Annotated in this window: 23 protein-coding genes; 12 read left to right on the top strand and 11 right to left on the bottom strand. The window is 59.6% G+C overall.

Going from position 1 to position 24,900, the window contains the following annotated elements; translation table 11 throughout:
• Positions 1-143 precede the first annotated feature (143 nt).
• Positions 144-5,378, top strand: a complete 5,235-nt coding sequence (locus E4O98_RS13500) for a DUF6543 domain-containing protein (RefSeq protein ID WP_248135496.1) — start codon at positions 144-146, stop codon at positions 5,376-5,378.
• On the opposite strand, the gene E4O98_RS13495 is transcribed toward E4O98_RS13500, so the two are convergent.
• Positions 5,362-6,000 carry a LysE family translocator gene (locus E4O98_RS13495; protein WP_032880122.1) on the bottom strand — a complete coding sequence of 213 codons (639 nt, stop codon included), beginning with the start codon at positions 5,998-6,000 and terminating at the stop codon, positions 5,362-5,364. The genes E4O98_RS13500 and E4O98_RS13495 overlap by 17 nt on opposite strands.
• A gap of 13 nt (positions 6,001-6,013) precedes the next feature.
• Positions 6,014-7,360 carry an NCS2 family permease gene (locus tag E4O98_RS13490; RefSeq protein WP_032880123.1) on the bottom strand — a complete coding sequence of 449 codons (1,347 nt, stop codon included), beginning with the start codon at positions 7,358-7,360 and terminating at the stop codon, positions 6,014-6,016.
• A gap of 307 nt (positions 7,361-7,667) precedes the next feature.
• Between E4O98_RS13490 and E4O98_RS13485 the strand changes: the two genes are divergently transcribed.
• The gene (locus E4O98_RS13485; RefSeq protein WP_032880125.1) at positions 7,668-8,270 is read left to right on the top strand and encodes a glutathione S-transferase family protein; all 603 of its coding nucleotides are present in this window, start codon (positions 7,668-7,670) and stop codon (positions 8,268-8,270) included.
• An 8-nt stretch (positions 8,271-8,278) separates the two neighbouring features.
• Here E4O98_RS13485 and E4O98_RS13480 read toward each other — a convergent pair whose 3' ends face one another.
• Entirely contained in the window at positions 8,279-9,175 is an 897-nt protein-coding gene (locus tag E4O98_RS13480) for a LysR family transcriptional regulator (RefSeq protein ID WP_248135493.1), read from the bottom strand.
• A 111-nt stretch (positions 9,176-9,286) separates the two neighbouring features.
• Between E4O98_RS13480 and E4O98_RS13475 the strand changes: the two genes are divergently transcribed.
• Genes E4O98_RS13475 through E4O98_RS13465 form a run of 3 tightly spaced genes read left to right on the top strand, consistent with a single transcriptional unit; the run spans position 9,287 to position 12,223 of the window.
• Positions 9,287-10,579 (top strand): citrate:proton symporter, encoded by a 1,293-nt coding sequence (locus tag E4O98_RS13475; protein ID WP_032880128.1) that lies wholly within the window; start codon positions 9,287-9,289, stop codon positions 10,577-10,579.
• Position 10,580: 1 nt separating this feature from the next.
• Entirely contained in the window at positions 10,581-11,906 is a 1,326-nt protein-coding gene (locus E4O98_RS13470) for an acyclic terpene utilization AtuA family protein (RefSeq protein WP_248135491.1), read from the top strand.
• A complete protein-coding gene (locus E4O98_RS13465; protein WP_248135489.1) occupies positions 11,903-12,223 on the top strand; it encodes a hypothetical protein in 321 nt (106 codons plus the stop codon). Before E4O98_RS13470 ends, E4O98_RS13465 begins: the two co-directional genes overlap by 4 nt.
• A gap of 48 nt (positions 12,224-12,271) precedes the next feature.
• On the opposite strand, the gene E4O98_RS13460 is transcribed toward E4O98_RS13465, so the two are convergent.
• The 5 genes from E4O98_RS13460 to E4O98_RS13440 all read right to left on the bottom strand — a co-directional run bounded on the left by E4O98_RS13460 (position 12,272) and on the right by E4O98_RS13440 (position 15,047).
• Complete coding sequence (locus E4O98_RS13460) at positions 12,272-12,643, bottom strand: glutathione S-transferase N-terminal domain-containing protein (protein WP_005789930.1); 372 nt, start codon at positions 12,641-12,643, stop codon at positions 12,272-12,274.
• A 101-nt stretch (positions 12,644-12,744) separates the two neighbouring features.
• A complete protein-coding gene (folE, locus tag E4O98_RS13455) occupies positions 12,745-13,290 on the bottom strand; it encodes a GTP cyclohydrolase I FolE (RefSeq protein ID WP_005789928.1) in 546 nt (181 codons plus the stop codon).
• Between the two features lie 76 nt (positions 13,291-13,366).
• Positions 13,367-13,924, bottom strand: a complete 558-nt coding sequence (locus E4O98_RS13450) for a Smr/MutS family protein (protein WP_005789925.1) — start codon at positions 13,922-13,924, stop codon at positions 13,367-13,369.
• Positions 13,925-13,999: 75 nt separating this feature from the next.
• Complete coding sequence (locus tag E4O98_RS13445; RefSeq protein ID WP_005789923.1) at positions 14,000-14,320, bottom strand: hypothetical protein; 321 nt, start codon at positions 14,318-14,320, stop codon at positions 14,000-14,002.
• Positions 14,321-14,456: 136 nt separating this feature from the next.
• Positions 14,457-15,047, bottom strand: a complete 591-nt coding sequence (locus tag E4O98_RS13440) for a cysteine hydrolase family protein (protein WP_032880134.1) — start codon at positions 15,045-15,047, stop codon at positions 14,457-14,459.
• A gap of 239 nt (positions 15,048-15,286) precedes the next feature.
• Between E4O98_RS13440 and prmB the strand changes: the two genes are divergently transcribed.
• A complete protein-coding gene (gene prmB / locus E4O98_RS13435; RefSeq protein ID WP_032880136.1) occupies positions 15,287-16,195 on the top strand; it encodes a 50S ribosomal protein L3 N(5)-glutamine methyltransferase in 909 nt (302 codons plus the stop codon).
• A gap of 128 nt (positions 16,196-16,323) precedes the next feature.
• Here the strand turns inward: prmB and E4O98_RS13430 are convergent, their stop codons facing one another.
• Positions 16,324-17,127 carry a hypothetical protein gene (locus E4O98_RS13430; RefSeq protein WP_248135487.1) on the bottom strand — a complete coding sequence of 268 codons (804 nt, stop codon included), beginning with the start codon at positions 17,125-17,127 and terminating at the stop codon, positions 16,324-16,326.
• 99 nt (positions 17,128-17,226) lie between these two features.
• The gene (locus tag E4O98_RS13425; RefSeq protein WP_032880137.1) at positions 17,227-18,189 is read right to left on the bottom strand and encodes an alpha/beta fold hydrolase; all 963 of its coding nucleotides are present in this window, start codon (positions 18,187-18,189) and stop codon (positions 17,227-17,229) included.
• Between the two features lie 143 nt (positions 18,190-18,332).
• Between E4O98_RS13425 and aroC the strand changes: the two genes are divergently transcribed.
• The 4 genes from aroC to E4O98_RS13405 all read left to right on the top strand — a co-directional run bounded on the left by aroC (position 18,333) and on the right by E4O98_RS13405 (position 21,684).
• Entirely contained in the window at positions 18,333-19,424 is a 1,092-nt protein-coding gene (gene aroC, locus E4O98_RS13420; RefSeq protein WP_032880139.1) for a chorismate synthase, read from the top strand.
• Between the two features lie 90 nt (positions 19,425-19,514).
• Positions 19,515-20,678 (top strand): MFS transporter, encoded by a 1,164-nt coding sequence (locus E4O98_RS13415; protein WP_248135485.1) that lies wholly within the window; start codon positions 19,515-19,517, stop codon positions 20,676-20,678.
• Positions 20,675-21,205, top strand: coding sequence for an acireductone dioxygenase (locus E4O98_RS13410; RefSeq protein WP_032880142.1), 531 nt, complete (start codon positions 20,675-20,677; stop codon positions 21,203-21,205). The genes E4O98_RS13415 and E4O98_RS13410 overlap by 4 nt, the downstream gene beginning before the upstream one ends.
• Before the next feature lie 209 nt (positions 21,206-21,414).
• A complete protein-coding gene (locus tag E4O98_RS13405) occupies positions 21,415-21,684 on the top strand; it encodes a helix-turn-helix transcriptional regulator (RefSeq protein ID WP_032880144.1) in 270 nt (89 codons plus the stop codon).
• Positions 21,685-21,742: 58 nt separating this feature from the next.
• Here E4O98_RS13405 and E4O98_RS13400 read toward each other — a convergent pair whose 3' ends face one another.
• Positions 21,743-22,021, bottom strand: coding sequence for a DUF3509 domain-containing protein (locus E4O98_RS13400; protein WP_003172952.1), 279 nt, complete (start codon positions 22,019-22,021; stop codon positions 21,743-21,745).
• Between the two features lie 405 nt (positions 22,022-22,426).
• Between E4O98_RS13400 and E4O98_RS13395 the strand changes: the two genes are divergently transcribed.
• Together E4O98_RS13395 and E4O98_RS13390 are read left to right on the top strand one after the other, a co-directional pair.
• Positions 22,427-24,253, top strand: a complete 1,827-nt coding sequence (locus E4O98_RS13395; RefSeq protein WP_248135483.1) for a long-chain-acyl-CoA synthetase — start codon at positions 22,427-22,429, stop codon at positions 24,251-24,253.
• 106 nt (positions 24,254-24,359) lie between these two features.
• Entirely contained in the window at positions 24,360-24,875 is a 516-nt protein-coding gene (locus tag E4O98_RS13390; protein WP_032880147.1) for an ankyrin repeat domain-containing protein, read from the top strand.
• Positions 24,876-24,900: the final 25 nt, after the last annotated feature.

Here is a 24,900-nt window from a genome sequence, read left to right as displayed (position 1 = left end):
CACCCCCCCCAAAAAAATGCTCTTCGTTGGTTTCGCCCGCGCACACTGCGGGCTTTTTTTGCGCGCGCTGCATTCAACTATCTAAAGCCTTAAGTGCCTGTGCGTTGCCTAGGCTCGGTGTTTTCCTCAATCAAGAAAACATCATGGCCTCACTCAACCACATCCCCGACCCAGAAGATCCGGAGATCGCTGCTCAAGCAACGCTTCAGGGTATGCGCAGCCAGCTGACCCGGCGAATCAACGCTCACGCCCATCCAAGCCGCCTGATCAATCAGATTGCTTTTGCCGAACTGCGCTGCGTCGAGGTAATAAAGGTGCTTGGAAGGCTGATAGCGCGCGCGCCAAAAGTTTTGTGGGTGATCCGCGACGAGCTACGCAAAGAGTTTGAAATAGACCCGGACACCCTGCTGTTCACCGTGCCCAAACCACCAGCAGAACCCCAGAAAGTCGACAGCCTGACTGATCGGGCGCTGCTGTCACTGGCCTTGCCCGCAGTGCCGATCAACCTGAATCAGTTCACTGCCCTGAGCGTCAAGGGTGACCCGACTCGCCAGTTGCCTTATACGCCGTTGCAAGTGCTGCAGCGAGTTATCGCCATGAAGCTGCAAGACAGAATTGCCTGGTCGGCCACGCCTTATTGGGACGCGCTGCAGCCCGGTTCCTCGCAAACACGCAGGGGGTATTGGGCAGAGCTGCACGCCGAACTCTTCGCTGACCGGGCTTTTATGGCGCAGCAATTGGACGAGCTGTCGAGTGCCGGGATGGCTCTGCTTCAGGCCCTGATCGACGCACCCAGTGCTGGGGCGCGCCAGCGAGCAGGGGGCGATTGGGCCACTGTGCGAGCGAGTTCGTTGATGTGGCCGGGTACGCCTGCGGTTGCAATTCCCGGTGCATTGCATATCTACCGTGAAGGCGATCCTGATGGTGCACCGCATGTGATTTATCTGCCGGGTGTGGTGCGCAATTTCTACGAGTACCCGTCCTTCTTCGACCTGCAATGCGGTTTGGTAAAGTTGGCCAGTGAGTCACTGTTCGACGAACTCTGGCAATGCCTGCCGTTAGAGCGCCGACATGAGTTGTGTCGGCCTACGGACCTGACCCCCGCGTTAAGCGTGGATCGCGGTTCGACAATCTCCGGTGATGCGCTGGCGATGAGCGCGCAAGCGTTGCTGGAAGGTCAATGGGAAAACGAGCTGGCCTGTGCGCTGGCGATCAATCACGCACACGTGTTTTCTCCAAAAAAGCCGCGACCTCAACCGCTGACCGCTGTGCCTTTTCTGCGTTTTATCGAGCGTGCAAGGAAGCAACTGGTCGGTAAAGTCCGGCTTGGGACCCTCCTCTATCAATTGCTCAAGTGGGACGAGCAGCGACGACGCGCAGAAATTATCTTTGCCAGCACCGCGCCCGGCCTGGCCCTGCTCACCGCAGAACAGCAGGTCAAACGCTACGAAAAAGGTCTGCTCGCACTATTCAACGCCGATGACCTGAGCGTCGAGACTGCAGCGCTTGAGGAATTTGTGGTGCTTGAGAGCCAACTCAAAGCGCATAAAGAAGCGTTGAATTCGCTGATTAACGGTGCACAGCAGCGGCTCTACGATATGCCTTTTTGGATTGAGCGCCCAACCGGTGCGCACAAACGTTATGCCTTGTTCCTGCGTGCCCATGTCGAGGCCCTGCGCTGTGAAGTTCAGTTGCAACACCGGCTCAAGCTGATACCCACTGCACATCAGGACTTGGTGATGGAGGTCGTGGAGCGGCTGTCGGCATCCAAATACGTGGGCGGTAAAGCCCAGGTGTTTTCGGTCTCTGTGGGCAGCGTGCAGGCTGCCTTCTACCCGCTTCATAACGTTTGGGTAGTGGCTCGGGCGACGGCGATGAAGCACCCGTCCCGTGGGGTTCCGGTCGCGCTGTATGCATTCGGGCAATATGGCGGGCTGAAGGCTTTTTCAGGCCTGGACGCTTTGACCCGCGGTCTGAAAGCCAGCCTCGGGAGCAGTGATGATTCGGTCCTGTGGGGCTGTATAGAGCACGATAAGCGTCACGACTTACGTGACCATGCCCGGCGTGAAACCCTGACGGTGCGCTATGAACCCATTGAGGGGAACCCTGCGACGGTTTCTTTCAAACACTTGATGGCCTACTACTTTCGCTTGAACAAGCGCATTGAGGGTACTGCCGGTCTGTTCAATGAGGTAAAAGATGCCGAGCTGAGCCGTTTGTTGCTATTGGCTGAGCTGGACGCGCACTTGAAGATTCCCGACAGTCCCGCCTTGAACCAGGCTCAGGCCAACATTGATCTTCTGCGCAAGGCTGCGCTTGAGGCAAAAAAATTGCCACAGTGGTTAGCGGGCGCAACACCTGCCCAGCTTAAACACTTCAAGCGCTTGCAGCGCCGGTACCTGAGCAGCGCCTTTGCCTCTGAAAGCCTGCTTGAACGCTCTCTGACTGACTTGGAAACGTTCGCCCGCCGCAAGTTGATCGCCCGCTTAACCGAGGATGGTTTCTACCCGGAGCTGGACATCGACAAGCCCCTGATCACGATGCCGGATGATGTCAGAGGCAGCTTCTGCGGTAATCAAAGCCACTGCACGCCGGGTGATCGCGGGCAGGTCCTGACCCCAAGTACTCAAACCACAACCTTCAGCATGTTGCAGCTGGCGTTGCATAATCTTGATCCGCAAGCACCCTGGGTGCCTTGGCGATTGAATCGAGCACGCTATCTGCAACCGCAGTGGAAGCAACGGCTGAACAAGGACTATCTGATCAAGACAGTCTCCTCGCTGGATATCGGCGGAAACTACAACACGCAGATCAACCACACCTTCTACCCCACGGTTAAAACCAAACCGAGTTCGGATGCAGTTCGCATTCCTGCGCTGATCAATCGCACGCTGGATGAATGCGCGCACATGCAGCTTTTTTCGGCGGTTCAACAAGGGCTAAGCACCTTTGCACAGAGCCTGTTCAGCACGGCGATGGCGGCGCGAACGCCTGAGGACCTGCTGAAAAACGGGTATGATTTGAAGTTGTCCGTCGTTCATCTGGCGGCGCACACGATGCAGCATGATCGCTATATCTCAGGGATCGTGGTCATGCAGGATCAGGGCAGCGGGCGCTGCGTAGTTTACTGGCCTGCTGCGCCGCATGCCTTGATCATCACCGAGTACATCAGCGTGGCGATGGCGCGGGTAGAACTCAGTCGCGTTGCCGCTTCGGCTGACCTTGTAAAGTTACTGGCGCGGCAGGTAGCGCCCGGTTGGGCATTTGACGCAATCATTCATGACGCCGATGAAGCAGGAGAGCCTGGATGGCTTTCTGTCATGCCGGATGCTTATTATTTCGAAGGTAAGTGGAGGCTCCCTGGCTTTGTTCGCTCCTTCAGCATTACACATCTGCAACCGACGCCAGTGCTCGATGAGATCGAAAAACTGATCCGCGAGCAAATTGCCAGTAACCCGTCAAACTGGCTGGCGATCGTTCCCATATCCCACAGTGAACCCAGGGCATTGCTGTATTACGCCAATGTGCTGGATTTGCAACGCCGCACTCAAGCGGCGAGTAATTCCGGCAAGGTGCTGGATGAGTATCGTGTCCGCCGCCTTGCGGAGCAGACTGATAGCAGCCTGCGAGCGCTCATATCTTTTTTCTTTCCGTTATTTGCGCTGGCTAACTCCTTTTATGAATTGCTGATTGTGGCACGACGTTTTCACCGTTTCGCAGACCCCAATGATGTCGTGGATATTGTGTTTATGACCCAGTATCTGGTGTTCGATTTGTGGCAGACCTTTACCCCCGGCCCCAAGGTCAGAGGCGTAGCGGCGGGTATCGTGCGGCGCCCGCTGGGGGCGGTGTTGAATCGGATACATCGTTCGCATTTCAGCCGTGGCCGAGTGCTGCGTCAGGCTGCGCCTTCTGCGGCCGCGTTAAAACCCTTGGACCGTTTCAAAGTCAAGGGCGTGCCTCCGGATGCTGTGGCGCTCAAAGGGCGTGGCAGGGAGGGCGTTTATGTGAAAGACGGTCAGCAATTTGTAACGGATGACACTCACCATTATCCCGTTTACCAACGTGATAGCGAGTCTGCGTTTCGGCTGAGAAACATGCTGAAAAGCGGTGAGGATGAGTTGGTCCTGAATATCCATCAGCCCAAGGAGTGGATGCTGGAGGCCGATAATCCTCAACCTGGGCCCAGCTCCGGGGTGCATGACCCATGGCGCGCTCCCCGGGCGCCCTCGTCGGATTGGCAACCCCCTCGTGAGCGCATGGCGACTGAGAACCGGATTGTCCAGTCACGTACAACGGACACCCAGTGGTTGAGTTGGCGTGCTCAAGTTCACCCCCGTGACATTGTGGGCTTCCCTGCGCCTGGAGTGTTTGAGGTTGGCTCGGCTCCCAGAGGTTCTTCGCTCAATGCCAGGTTTTTGCGCGTGGCTCCTCCTTATACCGACTTCCAGGATCCGAACAGCGGTTTTTACCGGATGCTCCCGCAGGGCGACCATGCATCGTTGACCGACCTGGTGTTTATCACCCGAAATGAGCCACCGGGGCCATCCGCGCGAGCCGATATCATGCGCTGGACCAGCACTGATATTCGCGACCAGCCCATTCCTGTATCACGCCTGCCTACAGGTGAATGGCAACATCATTCGGCGCTGTTCGACAGTTCGTTGGAGCACTCTGTGGGCAGGGCCTTTCCCTCCATGACGAATGAAGCTCGAAAGTTTACCGTCATGAGAATGATTGAATTGGCAGATCCTTCCCACTCTGCCACGGCAAGCCATTTGCTCGGCATCCGCGCGACGCTGGACGAATGGCTACCCCCGCTCCCTGCGAGGAGCGGCCAAACGGACGATTTACTACGGATGTTGCGGACTAATGAACGGCGCAAGCAATATCTATACGTCGGTTTCGAAGGCAAGGCACCCGGCTTCACGCGCGTTGATTTCACGCCGCCTCATCCGTTAGACCCGAGCCTGCAATATGGTGTCGTCCCGGTCAGGACGCAGAGGCTTGAAGCGGAGCGCGCCGCCGTCAGGACCGTGCTGGAGCAGCAGGGTTACCGCGTCGAGGACTTGTCTGTGCGGCGCGCAGGGATGCGTTTTGGAGAACCCAGTATTGAATCAGTCGTTACTCATCCCCGTTCGAACACCATTTACTACGTGGCCTACCAATGGCTTGAACTGGGGCGAATGACCGTGAGAGGGAAGCTTTCGAACCGTTGGGTTCGGATAGCCATCAACTCACACCCCGACTCTCTTTTATTAAGGGCAGTTGACACCGCGATGCAGGAACAGCGCTTGGTGCGGATTGTGGCCGGCATCCAATGGCCCACAAAGGGGCGTCTCGATCCAACTGTTTATTTCGTCAAATTGACCCCTTAGCATTGATGAGTGCCATCGCACCGGCGCCGCCGAACAGTGCCGCGCTGATGCGGTTGAACCAGCTCTGGCCCGAACCGCTGCGCAAGTAACGCGCTGCGCCATGGGCACCCAGACCGTAGGCCAGCTTGCACAGCAGGTCGAGCACCGTCCAGGTGGCGATCATGATCAGCAATTGCGGCAGGAACGGTTGCTGGCTGCTGAGAAACTGCGGCAGGAAGGCAGCGAAAAACAGGATGTCCTTGGGGTTGCTGGCGCCCAACACAAAGGCTCGCCCAAACAACGCACGAAAGCGCGGTACAGACGGCGTTTGTGGGACTTCGGCGCCTTCGCTCGGCAGACGCGATTGCTGCCAGCTCTGCCAGGCCAGGTAGAACAGGTACAGCGCGCCGACAATTTTCAAGGCACTGAACAGCTGTTCCGAGGCCAGCAACAAGGCCCCCAGACCCAAGGCCGAAGCACTCAACAGGCAGATCGACGCAAACACTCCGCCCAAAAACGCCGGGTACGAGCGGCGCAGGCCGTAGTTGAGACTGTTGCTGATCATCAGCAGCGACAATGGCCCTGGAATCAGGATCACGATCAATGCAGCCCCACTGAACAGCAGCCAGGTATCCAGGTTCATCATTTGCTCCTTTTTATAAAAATATGAATTTCGCAATGAAAATCGCGCACAACACCCACAGGCTGACAGAAATCTCGCGGTACTTGCCGGTGCCGGCCTTCAGCGCTACATAGGTGATAAAGCCCAGAGCGATCCCGTCGGCGACCGAGAACGTCAGCGGCATCATGATGGCAGTGACGATCGCCGGAATGCTGTCGGTAGCTTCATCCCAATTGATATGGGCCATGCTCGCCATCATCAGCATCGCTACGTAGATCAGCGCGCCAGCGGTGGCGTAGGCGGGAATCATGCCGGCCAGCGGTGCGAAGAACATCGCCGCCACGAACAGCACACCCACCGTTACAGCGGTCAACCCGGTGCGGCCACCGGCTGCCACACCTGCGGCGCTTTCCACGTAGCTGGTCACTGGCGGCACGCCAACCATGGCGCCGAACACACTGGAAGCACTGTCGGCCTTCAATGCGCGGGACAGGTTGTCGATCTTGCCGTCGGCCTTGACCAGCCCGGCCCGTTGGGCAACGCCCATCAGTGTACCGGCAGTGTCGAACATGTGTACAAAAAGAAAGGCAAATACCACGCTGATCATGCTCACATTGAACACACCCATTACGTCCATCGCCATCCAGGTCGGTGCCAGGCTCGGTGGGGTGGAGAGAATGCCGTTGTAATGCACCAGGCCCAGGCCCCAGCCGGCCAGGGTCACGGCGATGATGCTGATGAGAATTGCACCGAATACACGGTGATAACTGAGGATGGCGATCAGCAGGAAGCACACCGCCGCCAGCAGCGGGGCGGGTTCATGCAGGGAGCCGAGCTTGATCAGGGTGGCCGGGCTGTCGACGATGATGCCGGCGGTTTTCAGGCCGATCACCCCGAGGAACAGGCCCACACCTGCGCCCATGGCATGACGCAGGCTGACCGGAATACTGTTGAGCAGCCATTCTCGGATGCGTGACAGCGTCAGAATCATGAACAGTACGCCCGAGATAAACACCGCGCCGAGGGCGGTTTCCCAGTTGTAGCCCATGGTGCCGACCACGGTGTAAGTGAAAAACGCGTTCAGGCCCATACCCGGCGCCAGGCCCACCGGCCAGTTGGCGTACAGGCCCATCAACAGGCACCCCAGGGCTGCGGCGATGCAGGTGGCGACAAAGGCCGCACCGTGATCAATACCGGCGTCGGCCATGATGTTGGGATTGACGAAGATGATGTAGGCCATGGTGATGAAGGTGGTGAGGCCGGCGATCAGCTCGGTCTTCACTGTGGTGCCATGCAAGCGCAGTTTGAACAGGCGTTCCAGCCAACCGCCTTGCGGCGTGGCCTGGTCCAACGTAGGGGCTTCGGTTTTACGGCTATCCACAGCGAGTACTCCTCAATCGTTTTATTGTTATGTCCAGCGCCGGTCACATGAGTGGGCAACAGCGCTTTGAGGTACTGGCGGGTTTGTTGACCAAAAGGTCAGGAACTCGCACGAAGCGAATTATGCTTTTGTATACAAATAAAGCAAATAATGTTTTCGAATGTCTGGGCGAAAGTGGATGAAAGGCTGACTCCCAGGGGGACAGGTAGATTTATTCCGCCCGCCGCCTTGAAACATTGCCGCAATACCCGCACTTTGAGGGCGCAAGCATTCGCTCGGAATGCGCAAAGCGGCATAAGGGGAGCCCATGTACAAGGTTTATGGCGATTACAAGTCGGGCAACTGCTACAAGATCAAATTGATGCTTAGCTTGTTGGGGATCCCGTTTCAGTGGATCGATATCGACATCCTCAAGGGCGACACCCAGACCCCTGAGTTCCTGGCGAAGAACCCCAACGGCAAGATCCCGGTGCTGGAACTGGAAGACGGCACCTGCCTATGGGAGTCCAATGCGATTCTCAATTTCCTCGCCGATGGCAGCGAGTTCCTGCCCACGGAACCGCGCCTGCGCACCCAGGTATTGCAGTGGCAGTTTTTCGAGCAGTACAGCCATGAGCCGTATATAGCGGTGGCGCGGTTTATCCAGTTTTACCTGAATATGCCGCAGGACCGTCTTGAGGAATACAAGACCACCCACAAGGGCGGTTACAAGGCATTGAGAGTCATGGAGCGCCAGTTGCAAGCCACGCCGTACCTGGTGGGCGACACCTATTCGATTGCTGATATCGCGCTGTATGCCTACACCCATGTAGCCCATGAAGGCGGCTTTGATTTGGCGCCTTACCCGGCGGTGCAGGCGTGGTTGCAGCGGGTGGCCAGCCATCCCAAGCACGTGGCGATGCTGGATTGAGTTCACATTTAGAGCGATGTGCTTGCAGATAATGTGCTGTTGAGCAGTTCAAAGCAGCGCTGCGCCGCCGGGCTCAATGCCATCGCGCTGCGTGTGATCAAGCCGATCTCCCGGCTCACGCCGGGATGATCGATGTCGATTCGCTTCAATCCCTCCAGGCTGTCCGCCGCCGATTCCGGCAGCACGCTGATCCCCAACCCCTGGCGCACCAGCGCCAATACCGTCGACATGTAGTTGGCCTCCATGCCCGCATTCAGCGTCAGCCGTGTCTGGTCGAACAGTGCGTCGACCTGTTCGCGCACGCTGCTGTCACGTCCGGTAAGGATAATTGGCTGGTCGGCCAGTTGCGCCAGGGTCAGTGACCGATAGCGCGTCAGCGCATGATCCAGCGGCACAAACGCGCACAAGCGATCATTGAGCACCGGCTGAAATTGCAGGCCATGGCTCAGGCGCGCCCGTACGCCGATGCCGAAATCCACCTCGCCGTTGCGGACCTGGGCATGAATGCGATGGGCCACCAGGTCATGCAGGCGCACCTCGATCCCGGCAAAGCGCTGGCGAAACAGGCGCAAGGCCGGAGGCAGGGCGCCGGCGCAAACTGACGGCAGGGCGGCGATGGTCACCACGCCGCGACGCAAGGCTGCGAGGTCGCGTGAGCCGGTGACGATGTTGTCCAGGTCCAGCAGCAGTTTTTCCATGGGCCCGCGCGCATCCTGGCCGGCAGCGGTGATGCTCACATGGCGCGGGCTGCGGTCGAGCAGGGCGACGCCGAGCCAGTCTTCCAATTGCTGTACTTGCACGGTCAGGGCCGAAGGCGACAGGTGCAGCTCGTGGGCCGCCTTGGTGAAACTACCGGTGCGGGCCACCGCGAGGAAGGCCTGGATGTGCTGGATCGAGTTCTTCATTTTGTTTTTCCGAACGTGCTAGGCCGAATATTCCAATTTACAAAGACTAACCCGCTTCCAATACTCCGGGAAAACAATAACCGGCCCAAAACGGCCACCCTGGAGTTATCCATGCTCGCAACCCTGGGCGTCATCACCATTCTCAGCCTGCTTGTCGCTGTCATGAGCAAGCGTCTCTCGCCACTGGTGGCCCTGATCGCCTTGCCGATCATCGCCGCGCTGGTCGGTGGGTTCGGCCTGCAAACCAGTGCCTTTATCATCACCGGTATCAAGAACGTCGCCCCTGTGGTCGGCATGTTTGTGTTCGCGATCCTGTTTTTCGGGATCATGACCGATGCCGGGATGCTCGACCCCATCATTGATCGCATCCTGCGCACGGTAGGGACGCGTCCTACACGAATTGTGGTCGGCACCGCGACGCTGGCGTTGCTGGTGCATCTGGACGGCTCCGGCGCGGTGACCTTTCTGGTGACGGTGCCGGCGATGCTGCCGCTGTATACGCGGCTGGGCATTGATAAACGCATCCTCGCCTGCGTGTGTGCGATGGCCGCAGGCGTCAACTTCCTGCCCTGGACCGGCCCGGTGCTGCGTTCGTCGGCGGCGCTGCATGTGCCGGTGGCCGATCTGTTCCAGCCGTTGATCCCGGTGCAGATCGTCGGGCTGATCTTCGTCTTCGCGTGCGCCTGGTGGCTGGGCCATCGTGAAGAAAAGCGCCTCGGCCTGGGCGCCGGTTCCGGCGTGGAGGCGGTGCCGCAACGGGTGCTCAGCGACGACGATATCAAGCTGCGCCGCCCACGGTTGTTCTGGGTCAACCTGATCCTGACCGTGCTGGTGATGGTGGTGATGATTGCCGGTTGGGTCGACCCGGTGGTGATGTTCATGCTCGGCACCGTGGTTGCGCTGTGCATCAACTACCCCAACGTGGACGCCCAGCGTGCGCGCATCGACGCCCATGCGAAAACCGCCCTGACCATGGCCAGTATCCTGCTCGCCGCCGGGGTGTTCACCGGCATCATGCAAGGCTCCGGCATGCTCAAGGCTATCGCCGAAGTAGCGGTGGCGCAGATTCCGGCGGGCCACGGCAAGTTGATCCCGGCGGTCGTGGGGTTCCTGTCGATGCCCCTGAGCATGTTGTTTGACCCCGACTCCTATTACTTCGGCGTGATGCCGGTGATCGCCGAAGTCGGCAAGGCGCTGGGCGTCGACCCCCTGCAAGTGGCCCAAGCCTCGTTGCTGGGCGTGCACACCACCGGTTTTCCGGTCAGCCCGCTGACGCCTGCGACCTTCCTGTTGGTGGGCCTGTGCAAGATCGAGTTGGCCGATCACCAGCGATTCACGATTCCTTTTCTGTTTGCCGCCTCGGTGTTGATGACCCTGACGGCGTTGCTCCTGGGAGTGATTTGAGATGAACACCTTGCGCATTGGCTCCGGCGCCGGCTATTCCGGTGACCGTATCGAACCTGCCGTGGAACTGGCCGAACATGGCGACCTGGATTACCTGGTCTTCGAATGCCTGGCCGAACGCACCATTGCCCTGGCACAACAGGCGCGCATCGGCGACCCGCAGGGCGGTTATGACCCGTTGCTGAGTGAACGCATGCGCCGAGTATTGCCCTGCGTGGGCCAGCCCGGCGGTCGCCGTCGCTTACGGGTGATCACCAACATGGGCGCGGCCAACCCGGTGTCGGCGGCCATTGAAGTGCGGCGCATTGCTGCCGAGCTGGGCCTGGGTCTGAAGGTTGTCGCGGTGGTGGGGGATGATGTGCTGCACGCTTTGCCTGCCGAGCAGGTGCTGGATAACGGCCAGTCTGTTGGCTCCCTTGGCGAGCGGTTGATCTCTGCGAATGCCTACCTGGGTGTTGACGGCATTCTTGAGGCGCTGCGCGCCGACGCCGATGTCGTCATCACCGGGCGGGTGGCCGACCCTTCGTTGTTCCTGGCGCCTCAGATGTTCGAGTTTGGCTGGGCCTTCGATGATTGGCAACGATTGGGCCGGGGCACGTTGGTGGGGCATTTGCTGGAGTGCGCGGGGCAGGTCAGTGGCGGTTACTTCGCTGATCCCGGTTTCAAGGATGTGGAGAATCTGGCGCGCCTGGGCTTTCCCCTGGCCGAGATCGACGCCGACGGCAATGCGGTGATCACCAAGGTGGCAGGCTCCGGTGGGCGGGTCAGTCGCGCGACCTGTGCTGAACAACTGATCTATGAAGTTCACGACCCAGCAGCCTATTTGACCCCGGATGTGACGGCCGACTTTTCCCGGGTGGGGTTTGTCGAGGAGGGCGTGGACCGGGTGCGCGCTGAGGGGGCGAGCGGGCGTGCTCGGCCTGATCAACTGAAGGTCAGCGTCGGTTATCTGGACGGTTGGATCGGTGAAGGGCAGATGTCCTACGGCGGTCCCGGTGCTGTCGCACGGGCCGAGTTGGCGCGGGACGTGGTGCTCAATCGCCTGGCGTTGATCGGCGTAAACATGCAGGACCTGCGCGCCGAATTGATCGGCATGGATTCATTGCACGGCCCGCGCAGCAGCGTCGAGCCTTGGGAAGTGCGCCTGCGGATTGCCGCCCGTTGTGACGAACGCAGCGACGCCGTGCGGGTCGGCAATGAAGTGGAAACCCTCTATACCAATGGCCCAGCCGGCGGCGGTGGGGCTAGCAAGAGTGTGCGCCAAGTCGTGGCGGTGGCGTCGTTGTTGCTGCCCCGTGAAGCGGTCAAACCGAGGATTGAAGAATGAAACTGCATGCGCTGGCCCATTCCCGCACCGGGGATAAGGGCGACACGTCGAACATCTCGATCATTGCCTATCGCGCGCAAGACTACCCGTTGCTGTGCGAACAGCTTACGGCGGAGCGCGTCACAGAGTTTTTCAAGGATTTGCTGGACCCGTTAGCGGCCCCCGTTCGACGTTATGAATTGCCGAATGTGCAGGCGCTGAACTTCGTGTTGCCGGGTATCTTGCGTGGGGGCGTGACCCGCTCACTGGCGCTGGATGCCCACGGCAAGTGCCTGGGCTCGGCATTGCTGGATCTCGACCTGACAACACCGGTCTGATTTCTGTAGGAGCGAGCAAGCTCGCTCCTACATTGACCGTCGCGTGCTTCAGATTGCCGCGAAGCGCTTGTCCAGGTAGTCGATGATCACCTTGGAGTCGTACATCCAGGTGGTCTGGCCGTTCTCTTCGATGCGCAGGCACGGCACCTTGATCTTGCCGCCTTGTTCCAGCAGGGTCTGGCGGTCCTGCTCGTTGTTCTTTGCGTCCTTCAGGGCTACCGGCACGTTCAGGCGATGCAGGGTGCGGCGGGTCTTCACGCAAAACGGGCAGGCGTGGAATTGGTACAGCGTCAGCGCCTTGGCCGCGTCGTTCACCCGCGCCTGTTGTTCGGCGGGGCGCTGCTTTTTGCGTGGGCGGGTCAGGAAATCGCCCGCGATGATAATCTGGCCGAGGCCCACTCGAAGTGCTTTGACGAACATGGCTGTTACCTCTTGCCCATAACTGAGGGGGCGCAGCTTACCTGATTTCTGCAGGCGAAAAAAAACCGGCGATGAACGCCGGTTCTTTCCTACCCAGCCCGTTACTTGATCAGGCTGAGAAATTCGCTGCGAGTGGCCGCGTTATCGCGGAACTCACCGAGCATCACCGAGGTGATCATCGACGAATTCTGTTTTTCCACACCGCGCATCATCATGCACATGTGCTTGGCTTCGATTACCACGGCCACGCCCAGGGCGCCGGTCACTTGCAGCACCGCATCAGCGATCTGGCGGCTGAGGTTTTCCTGGATCTGCAGGCGGCGCGCATACATGTCGACGATTCGTGCAACCTTCGACAGGCCCAGCACTTTGCCGCTTGGAATGTAGGCCACATGGGCCTTGCCGATAAACGGCAGCAGATGGTGTTCGCACAACGAGTACAGCTCGATGTCCTTGACCAGCACCATTTCGCTGTTATCGGAGCTGAACAAGGCACCGTTGGTGACTTCTTCGAGCGTCTGTTCATAACCGCGGCAAAGGTACTGCATCGCCTTGGCGGCACGCTTTGGCGTGTCGAGCAGACCCTCGCGGGAGACGTCCTCGCCGAGTTGGCCGAGAATCTCTGTGTAATTCTGTTCCAGGGACATGAAACTACCTGTGGGATTTTCGCAAAGCGCAAGGTTACGGTGGCGGGCACATCGCTGCAAGCCTGACGATGGCACTTTACTCGTCGCGGCCTTCGAGCATGGTGCGCTTGAGCATCACATACACCGCACCGGCACCGCCGTGGCGGGCCTGGCAGGAAGTAAAGCCGAGCACCTGGGCATGTTGACGCAGCCAGGTGTTGACGTGGCTCTTGATCATTGGCCGCTTGCCATCCAGCCGCACAGCCTTGCCGTGGGTGACGCGCACGCAGCGGATTTCGAATTTAGTCGCTTCGGCGAGGAAGGCCCACAGGGTTTCCCGGGCCTTTTCCACGTTCATGCCGTGCAGGTCGAGGCTGCCTTCGAACGGGACCTGGCCGGCCTTGAGCTTGCGCATCTGGCTTTCCTGCACACCATCTCGGGCCCACATCAGCTCGTCTTCGGGGCCGACGTCAATCACGAACTGATCCGACAGGCCATCCACGGTAGTGGCATCGCTGCGCACGGTCGCGGCCTGGCGCAGCTTGGCGATCTGTGCCCGGTCGGTCTTGGGTTTGCCGGTGTCGGCGCGGTCGTGCTTGATCGGCTTGACGCCGCGCAGCTCGTTTTTGAACAGGGAAAAATCGTCGTCTTGCATGTCAGCCTCCGCGAAGGGCGGGCAGTTTACCTAAATCGCGGCGGCCAGGGCGCAGCAAACGCTATCCAAGCGCCATCAGTCGTGCTTTTTCATCAGGTGCGAGGCGATATTCAACGACAAGGGCTGACGCATCCGCCGACGGCTGCGGCGCCATAACCATACGCCCAACCACAGCACCAGCAGGCCGATCCCCAACAGGATCGCCGAGCCGCCCGGGCTGGCATTCAACTCGCCCAGTGCCGGCGAATGCCCAAACAGGCCGGCGCCACCAGCGCCTGCCAACAACAAGCCTATGATCGCCAGCAACGCGGCAATGCCCGCCACCAGGCGCAGACGCCAGTTGCTCGGGCCCTTGGGGCGCAAGCGACGAGCATCAAAACCATCGGATATCTTCATTCCGACCTTTCCTCCAGGGTATCGGCCCTTCGACCGGACAATACACAGGTTGTTCCGGAGGGAGGGGTAAATGCGCCAAATGAAAGGGCTTTGCGGATGAGCGGAGCAATAAACACGCCGCTCAACGCCAGAATGATCAGATCAGATCTTTAGTCAGTGCGAGGGTGGCGAAGTTGTCGGCCATGATCGCCATTTCGGTGTGCTGCACATGTTCGGCGCTCAGGATGCCGCCCTTGTAGGGCAGGTCGCGAGTGGCGCAGGCGTCTTCCACCAGGGTGCAGCGAAAGCCCAGGTTCTTGGCCGCACGCACGGTGGTGCTGACGCTGGAGTGGCTCATGAAGCCGCAGACGATCAGGTCCAGGGAGCCAAGGTCCTGCAAGTGTTTTTCCAGGCCGGTGCCGTGGAAGGCGCTCGGCAGCAGCTTGCCGATGATGGTTTCGTCACCCTCTGGCTCAAGCCCCGGGATGAATTCGCCGCGCTCGCCCTGTGGATCAAACAGACCGCCTACGGTACCCAAGTGGCGTACATGCACAATCGGGCGCCCGGCATTGCGCGCGGCGCTGACCAGTTGTTTGATATTAGCGACAGCTGCGTCCATGCCCGAGAGGGCGAGCGGGCCGCTGAGGTATTCCTTCTGGGCGTCGATGATCACGAGGGTCGCATGACTGAGGTTGGCTGCTGCGTAACCGCGACCGCTGAGTTGAAACATCGTCTTTGGAACGGACATTCTGGGGCTCCTGTGAGTGGGGCTTTTGCGACATTGTCCACTGGCTGAGCGCTTCTGTGAATCGCTACTATCGTAAGGTACGCCGTTGCTGGCGTGCAGCCATGTCAAGAGGTGGGCTTGTTTAACACAATGCGGGGCAATTGGATGAAATCCGACGTACGGCGCCAGTGTTTTCGTACATCGTCGGTACAGGTGAAGGCTGTTAGAATTGCCAGTCGTTTTTTCCAGGAGCTTGCCCCGTGATCACTTCCCGCCTGCGCACTTTGCGCGACCATATCCGTTGGGCTGTCAGCCGTTTCCATGGGGAAGACCTGTTTTTTGGCCATGGCACCGACAATGCCTGGGACGAAGCCCGGCAATTGGTGCTCGGCGCCTTGCACCTGCCGTGGGAAATTGCTGACAGCTACCTGGATTGCAACCTCGAAGAAGAGGAAATCTCCCATGTGCAGCGTTTACTGCATCGCCGTATTCACGAGCGTGTGCCCACCGCCTACCTGTTGAAAGAGGCGTGGTTCTGCGGCATGTCGTTTATTGTCGATGAGCGCGTGTTGATCCCGCGTTCACCGATTGGCGAACTGATCGAAAACCGCTTCGAACCCTGGTTGGCGCAGCCGCCGGCGCGCATCCTCGACCTGTGCACCGGCTCCGGTTGCATCGGCATTGCCTGTGCGTACGAGTTCCAGGAGGCCGAAGTGGTACTGGGTGACCTGTCCTTCGAAGCCCTTGAAGTGGCAAACCAGAATATCGAGCGCCATGGCGTCGATGAGCGGGTCTATACCGTGCAGGGCGATGGTTTTGACGGCTTGCCCGGCCAGCGATTCGACCTGATCGTGTCAAACCCGCCGTATGTGGATGCCGAAGATTTTGCCGACATGCCGGATGAATACCAGCACGAGCCGGAACTGGGCCTGGCCTGTGGTGACGATGGCCTGAACCTGGTACGCCGGATGCTGGCCGAAGCGGCGGACCATCTGACCGAGAAGGGTTTGCTGATTGTCGAAGTGGGCAACAGCCAGGTGCATGTTGACGCGCTGTATCCGGAAGTCGACTTTGCCTGGCTGGACTTCCAGCGGGGTGGGCATGGGGTGTTCATGCTGACGGCTGAGCAGTGTCGCCAACACCAGGCCGTTTTCGCTGCCCGGATATAACTGCACAAACTCGGTCAATGTGGGAGCTGGCTTGCCTGCGATAGCGGTGGGTCAGCTTGCACTTGTGCTACTGATACATCGCTATCGCAGGCAAGCCAGCTCCCACATTTTGATTGCATTTCAATCTGTCAGCGGTGAGTGGCAATCCAGATCAACAACCCTGCCTGAAACACCGTAAACGCCACCAGGCACGTGATGGTAAAGCGCAGCCCGCTGTCCTCGCGCTTGAACTTGATGACTTTTTCCTCTTCCTTGCGCAGCTTCACTTCCTGTTCCGCCAGGTTCTGATCGGCCTGTTGCAGCATCTGCGCGGCTTCGAGGATCTCCACGAACTGCACCTTCTCGGTGTTCCAACTGTCCAGCACGTCGCCGACCTTGCCCGGCTGCACATTGCCTTTGAGGTGCTGCACGTCGGCATAGGCCACATCAAATCCCTGGATACGCAGGAAGTGATCACGACGCAGGCGCGTGGCTTCGTTGAGGGCGTCCTTGTTGGCCAGGTCTACACCGTCGACGCGGTAGTGGGACCACTTCTTCTTCGCCCAGGCGGCGGCCTGAGCGACCAGGAAACGGCCGATCCCCCGGTTGGCCGGTTCGATTTCCAGGCTGTTGCCTGGGCCGAAATGCACGCGATGTTTATCGTGGTCCACCCAGATATCCAGGTGGTTCTGCTCGCGGCGTACTCGCTGGCCGGGCAGTTGAATAACCATGCGCAACAGGCTGTGGTGCTTGTCGTGGCGCTCGGCATAGCCGAACTGCACAAAGCGCAACGGCCGTGCGCCAGTGGCACGGTCGGTGGTCAGCGGAGCCAGGCGCAGCATCTTGAAGTGTTCGGCGTGGACGTCCGCCCACGGCAGGGCCGCCGCCTCGACGGCCGCGGTTGCAATCGAGGTGTCGGCGGTAGATTCGGGTGTTGCTTCGGTGGTTGTCATGCGGCGCGATCCTGTCCAAGCCCAGCAAGCCGACAGTCTTTTTACTGTCGACTCTGGACTTATCGGCCGGTTTGCCCAGGACTGGAGGCAAATTGTCGCTTAACGGGGTTGAAGTCCGTCGATAAACGCGACGATACGCTGGCCCAGTTCCGCAGCCAGGGGCAGTTTCGGGTCATTGTAGGACGCCAGTTGCTGCTTCACGTTGTTGGGCACGATGCGCATCACGTGGTTCATGCCTTCGATAACCGTCAACTGCGCGTCGGGCTTGGCGTGTTTCAACTGCTGGGCATCCGCTACGCCGACCTGAATATCGTTGGTGCCCTGGATGATCAACGCCGGCATGTTCAGCCTGGCGAAGGCGGCCGATGGGTCGGCGCGGAACAGGCTGATCAGATAAGGCTGCACGCTTGGTCGGAAGATGCCTTCGAGTGGGCGCGGCACGTCGGCATCCACTTGGCCGGCCTTGAGGTGGTCGAGGATTTCATTGCTGCGCAACAACAGGGCAGGGGGCAAGTGATCGGCCAGTTGCTGGCGAATCACCTGGTCTACCGGGCGGGCGCTGCCCGATAGGGAAATCACCCCGGCCGGCGCCAGTTGCGGCGCGGCGAGGGCGGCTACCAGCGCGCCTTCGCTATGGCCCAGCACAATCAACGGGCCCATGCGCTTGTCGGCCTTGAGCAGCTTGCCCCAGGCCACCGCATCGGACACATAGGCGTCCAGGGTGAGGTTGCGCTCATCCGGCGTGGCGGCCAGGCTGGCGGCGACCCCGCGCTTGTCGTAGCGCACGCTGGCGATGTTATGTCGGGCAAGCACCCAGGCCAGGCGCTTGAGGCTGTCATTGCGGGCGCCGTCGGCGCTGTTGCCATTGCGGTCGGTAGGGCCGGAGCCGGCGATGATCAGCACCACCGGCACCGGTTTGTCGGACTGCGGCAACAATAATGAGCCAAACAGTTGGCCGCTGCCGGTGTCCAGGCTGATAGGGCGTTGCAGTACCACAGGGGAGGCGGCCTGGACCGCGGTGGTAAACAGGGTAAGGGTGAACAGCAGAACTCGCAGCATCATCGCGCCATCATCAGTGAGGTGCCGGTTGGACCAATGTCTACCGGTAAGGTTTCGAGGATGAACTAGTCGGTTAGCCTGCGTATACTGGCCGCCTTAAGTTATTACGGTTGACTTGATTCAACTGATTTCACGGAGCGCCCTGCATGTCCGGCAATACCTTCGGCAAGCTGTTCACTGTCACCACCGCGGGCGAAAGCCATGGCCCGGCGTTGGTCGCCATTGTCGACGGCTGCCCACCAGGCCTTGAGCTGTCCCTGGACGACCTGCAGCGTGACCTCGACCGCCGCAAGCCCGGCACCAGCCGCCACACCACCCAGCGCCAGGAGCCGGACGAAGTCGAAATCCTTTCCGGGGTGTTCGAGGGCCGCACCACCGGCTGCGCCATTGGCTTGTTGATTCGCAACACCGACCAGAAGTCCAAGGACTACTCGGCAATCAAGGATGTGTTCCGTCCGTCCCATGCCGACTACACCTACCACCATAAATACGGCGAGCGCGACTACCGTGGCGGTGGCCGCAGCTCGGCGCGTGAAACCGCCATGCGCGTGGCCGCCGGTGCCATCGCCAAGAAATACCTGGCCACCCAAGGCATCGTCATCCGTGGCTACATGAGCCAGTTGGGTCCGATTGAGATCCCGTTCAAGAACTGGGACAGCGTGCAAGACAACGCCTTCTTCTGTCCCGACCCGGACAAGGTGCCGGAGCTGGAGGCCTATATGGACCAGTTGCGCCGCGACCAGGACTCCGTCGGTGCCAAGATCACCGTGGTGGCCGAAGGCGTCAAGCCGGGCCTGGGCGAGCCGATCTTCGACCGCCTCGACGCCGAACTGGCCCACGCGCTGATGAGCATCAACGCGGTCAAAGGCGTGGAAATCGGCGCAGGCTTCGCCTGTGTTGCCCAGCGCGGCACCGAACATCGCGATGAGCTGACGCCTGAAGGTTTCCTCAGCAACAATGCGGGTGGCATCCTTGGCGGTATTTCCTCCGGCCAACCGATTGTTGCGCACCTGGCGCTCAAGGCGACCTCAAGCATTACCACACCGGGCCGTTCGATCGATGTACACGGCAACCCGGTGGACGTGATCACCAAGGGCCGTCATGACCCGTGCGTCGGCATCCGCGCCACACCGATTGCCGAAGCCATGATGGCCATCGTGTTGATGGACCACCTGCTGCGCAACCGTGGGCAAAATGCCGATGTGCGCGTGACCACGCCGGTACTGGGCCAACTGTGATCGCCGCCGGCAAGCGAGCTTGCCAGGGTGAGTGCGCTTGTTGTGGCGAGCGAGCTTGCTCGCGCCGGGCTGCGAAGCAGCCCCAATAAAATGACCCCACCGCTCCCATACTGGCGCCTTTCCAGCTTTTACCTGTTCTACTTCGCCCTGCTCGGGGCGACGGCGCCGTTCCTGGCGTTGTACTTCGATCACCTGGGCTTTTCCAGCGCGCGTATCGGCGAACTGGTGGCCATCCCCATGCTGATGCGCTGCGTGGCGCCTAACCTGTGGGGCTGGATCGGCGACTTCACCGGCCGGCGCCTGGCCATTGTGCGATTTGGCGCGGCCTGTACCCTGGCCAGTTTCTGCCTGATCTTCGTCAGCAAGACCTACGCCTGGCTGGCGATGGTCATGGCCCTGCACGCATTCTTCTGGCACGCGGTGCTGCCGCAGTTTGAGGTCATCACCCTGGCCCATCTGCACAAGCAAACCTCGCGCTACAGCCAGATCCGTCTGTGGGGCTCCATCGGCTTTATCCTCACTGTAGTGATCATGGGGCGCCTGCTCGACTGGCTGAGCCTGGATATCTACCCGGTCGTGGTGGTAGTGATCATGGCCGGCATCATCGGCGCCAGCCTGTGGGTGCCCAATGCCCAGCCTGCCAGCCATGGCAATCGCTTGGCCGGTGACGGTTTCCTCAAGCAATTGCGCAGCCCCGGGGTGCTGGCGTTCTATGCCTGCGTGGCATTGATGCAAATGAGCCATGGCCCGTATTACACCTTCCTCACCCTGCACCTGGAACACTTGGGCTACAGCCGTGGCGTGATCGGGATGTTGTGGGCCCTGGGGGTGGTGGCGGAGGTCCTGATGTTCCTGGCCATGAGCCGTATCCTGGCGCGTTTTTCGGTGCGCCGGGTGCTGCTGGCCAGCTTTGTGCTGGCGGCGCTGCGCTGGTTGCTGCTGGGCTCCTTTGCCGAATTTTTCTGGGTGTTGCTGTTGGCGCAGCTCCTGCACGCAGCCACATTCGGCAGTTTTCACGCGGCGGCGATTGCCTTTGTGCAGCGCAGCTTCGGCGACCGTCAGCAAGGCCAGGGCCAAGCCCTGTACGCTGCCTTGGCCGGTACTGGCGGTGCCCTCGGCGCCCTGTATTCCGGTTATAGCTGGAACCTGCTGGGCCCGACCCTGACGTTCAGTATCGCCAGCGTCGCTGCGCTGGCCGCCGCCATTATCATTGGCCTTCGATTGCAAGAGCCGAATCAAGGAACCGTGCAATGAGTTACGTAGCCGTTTACCACATCGCCACCGCGGACACACCCAACAAGGTGCTGACCCATTTCGACGACATCCAGTCGACCCTGGCCGAACACCGCATAGGCTTTGAACGTTGGCAGCCCAGCGTTATCGAGAAAGGCGCCAGTGACGCGCAAATGATCGCGGCGTACCGTCCACAGATCGATGCGCGCGGCTATGCCACGGCGAAGGTGATCAGCGTGATGGGCGACCATCCCCAGAAGCACGAATTGCGTGACCCCTTCCTGGTAGAGCGCACCTGCCGTGAAGATAACGCGTATTTCTTTATCGCCGGCCAAGGCCTGTTCATGCTGCATGTGGGTGATTATGTATACGGCGTGCGCGCCGAGAAAAATGACCTGTTGGTTATCCCGGCGGGTATGTCGCACTGGCTCGACATCGGCGAGAACCCGCACTTGGTGGCGCTGCGTTTGTTCAACACCGCCCAGGGCGAGGTGCCGACGTTCAGCGCAGATAACATTGCCGCGCGTTTTCCAGGGCTGGACGACTAAGCATAAATATCTAAATGTTCAACCCGGGCAAGTTGGAACTTGTTGTGGGAAAACGCCTGAATATTCGTAGGGCGAAGCTGTTTGTTCTGTGTTGTACGCTTTCACTCCGCTGGTTATGTAACTCTCTGTGCGGCGCCAATGTTTATGTCATCTGTCAATAGGAGGAGTCCGAAAGGCGGTGCCGCATCAGCAGATATAAGGAGAGAGCGATGAGCAGCCCAGAGCAGACGTGTGCCCCCATCGATAGCGTGCCGACGGCTATCAGAAAACGCCTGAACTTGTCCGGCAAGCCCCTGACCCCGACGGAGCTGGAAATCCTGCGGTGGGCTTCCGAGGGCAAGACCATCTGGGAGATCAGCCAGATTCGCGGCACCTCCGAAGCGGCGGTGAAGTTTCATCTGCGCAATATCTACGGCAAGCTGGACGTGACCAACCGGGTACAGGCGAAAAACGAAGCCACTCGCCAAGGCTTGTGCTGAAGGCACAAAAAAGGGCCGCGACGCTCAACGGCGTCGCGGCCCTTTTCATGTCTGTCGCTTATGCCGAATGGTAGGTCGGCAGCGCAAAGCGGTTCTGGCTTTGCAGCATGGAAATCTGCGGCAGCTCGCTGGCTTGTTCGGCCAGGTCACGGCGAATGGCGCTGATCACCCAGGTCAATTGATCGGCGGTGTGCAATTGCTGGTACGAGATCGAGCGCTTGACCTGTTTGCCTTCGCTGTTGCGCAGGGTCAACAGGATCCCACCGTCAGGACGTGGCTGGGTGGTGACGTCGTAGTTGGAGAATACCGAAGCGAATTTATCTTGGATCAGGCTCATGTCTATCAGCTCCATTGGCTCAAGTTGGCAAGCATGGAGTGATAGGTGCAGTGATTGTGCCAGTATTGCTTAAAGAAAAAAGTCTTTAAAAATCAGATACTTATAAAATAATCGAATTTTCATTTTCGTGCAATTTGCATGAAAGGCCATCGTGCATCCTGCATTTTGCGTTATTTAGTCGGCGCCTTTGCGAAGGTGTCGGGCTTGCCTTACAGCTATTGACCGCCTTTTTTGCCGGAAAATTCCGTTGCCTGCGGCGACTGCCCTTTGGGATACAAAACTTTTCAAATCCCGCGTGTACAGCCCAAGAAGGGCTGACGTATTTTCCTGTAACGCATTGGCGAGTGCTTACAAGCTCGTCAGGTATCTGGACTCGACCAAAAATAAGAAAAAGGAAGTCCCGCCATGAGCCATCGGCAAAACGACATGATTACCTGGGGCATGATGCTGCGAAAGGTGCCTGCCATCGTTCGGGCGCTCCCGCGTGTGGTACGCGGCATGCGCGCGGCCAATGTCACCGACCCCAGGCAATCCTGCGGCCTGGGCTGGCATTTCGAGCAAGCGACCTTGCGCAATCCTGACGGTGCCGCGCTGCTTTACGCTGACCAGGTGATCAGCTATCGCGACGCCAATCAGCAGGCCAATCGCATCGCCCATCACCTGCATGACCAGGGCATTCGCAAAGGCGACGTGGTAGCGCTGTTAATTGAAAATCGCCCCGAGTTGCTGCTCAACGTGTTGGCCGTGGCCAAGCTGGGCGGCGTCTGCGCCATGCTCAATACGTCGCAAACCCAGGGAGCGCTGGTGCACAGCCTGACGCTGGTCGACCCGGTTGCCATTGTGGTGGGGGCAGAGTTGCTGAGCGCCTACGCAGCGGTGCGCGATCAGGTGCAGATTCCGGCCGAGCGCACCTGGTTTGTGGCGGATCAACCCGATGGCGCAGTTCCTGAGGGCTACATCGACCTGATGGCGGCCAGTGCCGGGCACCCGGTGGACAACCTTGCGATCTGCGCGCAGATTTCCTACAACGATCCCTGCTTCTATATCTACACCTCCGGCACTACCGGCTTGCCCAAGGCCGGCATCATGAAGCATGGGCGCTGGACCAAAACCGCTGTGAGCTTCGGCAGGATTGCCCTGGACATGGCACCGCACGACGTTCTCTATTGCACCTTGCCGCTGTACCACGGCACCGGTTTGTGCGTGTGCTGGGGCTCGGCCATTATCGGCGCGTCCGGCTTCGCCATTCGGCGCAAGTTCAGCGCCAGCCAGTTCTGGGAGGATGCGCGCAAGTTCAACGCGACCACCCTCGGCTATGTCGGTGAGTTATGCCGCTATTTGCTCGACCAGCCCCCCAGCGAACAGGATCGCGATAACCGCGTGACCAAGATGGTCGGCAATGGCCTGCGCCCCGGTGTATGGGCGCAGTTCAAACAGCGCTATGAGGTGGAGCATATTTGCGAACTGTATGCGGCCAGTGACGGCAATATAGGTTTTACCAACGTGCTGAATTTTGACAACACCATCGGCTTTTGCCTGCAGCATTGGGCGTTGGTGGATTACGCTCCGGACACAGGGGAACCGTTGCGCGGCAGTGATGGGTTCATGCACAAGGTCTCAACGGGCGGGCATGGCTTGTTGCTGGCGAAGATCGATGAAAAGTCACCGTTCGATGGCTACACCGACCCGCAAAAAAATCGCAAAGTGGTGATCAGCGACGTGTTCGAGAAGGGCGACCGGTATTTCAATACTGGCGATCTGGTACGCAGCATCGGCTTCGGTCATGCGCAATTTGTCGATCGCCTGGGGGACACCTACCGATGGAAGGGTGAAAACGTCTCGACCACCGAAGTGGAAAACGTGCTGCTGCAACACCCGCAAATCGCCGAAGTGGTGGCTTATGGTGTCGAGATCGCGAACACCAATGGCCGTGCTGGCATGGTCGCCATCACCCCGAGTGAGTCTCTGGCTGCCCTGGACATGCGCGAACTGCTGCAATTTGCCCACGGCCAGTTGCCGCACTATGCGGTGCCGCTGTTCCTGCGGATCAAGGTAAAAATGGAAACCACCGGCACCTTCAAGTACCAGAAAATGAAACTCAAAGAGGAAGCATTCGACCCGGCCAAGGCCGGCAATGACCCGGTGTACGCCTGGCTGCCAGGTTCGCAGAGCTACGTGCCGGTTACCGGGCAATTATTGGCGCAGATCCAGGGCGGGCACTTTCGTTATTGATTCTGGCTATGGCGGCTTTTGACAAAAAAGCCATGACAGGGGGGAACTCCATCGCGACACTGGGCGCCTTATTCAGTTACACAAGCCGCCTCAGCAAGGAGCCCCCATGTCAGATCAGCCTAAACAAATGACCGAAGACGAAGCCGCCGAATTTGCCGAGCAGGTCTTCGACGTGGCCCGCCGCGGCGATGCAGCCATGCTCGCTGCGTTGTTGACCAAGGGCTTGCCAGCCAACTTTCGTAACCACAATGGCGACACCTTGTTGATGCTCGCGGCCTACCACGGACACGCCGAGGCGGTAAAAGTACTGCTGGAATTCAAGGCCGACCCCTTGATCGCCAATGACAAGAACCAGTTGCCGATTGCCGGCGCGGCGTTCAAAGGCAACCTGCCGGTGGTTAGGGCCCTGATCGAAGGCGGTACGCCGGTTGAGGCGGCCTCATCGGACGGGCGTACGGCGTTGATGATGGCGGCGATGTTCAACCGCGTTGAAATGGTCGAATACCTGCTCGGTCAAGGCGCCAATCCCAAGGCTACCGACGCTCAAGGTGCCACGGCACTGGCTGCGGCACAGACCATGGGCGCGGTGGATACGGCGGCGCAGTTGCAGAAACTGGTGTAGGCTACGCGCCCTCGAAAACCCGCCC

Origin of the sequence: Pseudomonas sp. W2Jun17, from assembly GCF_023127795.1 — a bacterium.
In the GTDB taxonomy this organism is placed as follows: domain Bacteria; phylum Pseudomonadota; class Gammaproteobacteria; order Pseudomonadales; family Pseudomonadaceae; genus Aquipseudomonas; species Aquipseudomonas synxantha_A.
The sequence above is the reverse complement of the archived record's forward strand: the minus strand, read 5'-3'. Positions and strand labels throughout refer to the sequence as shown.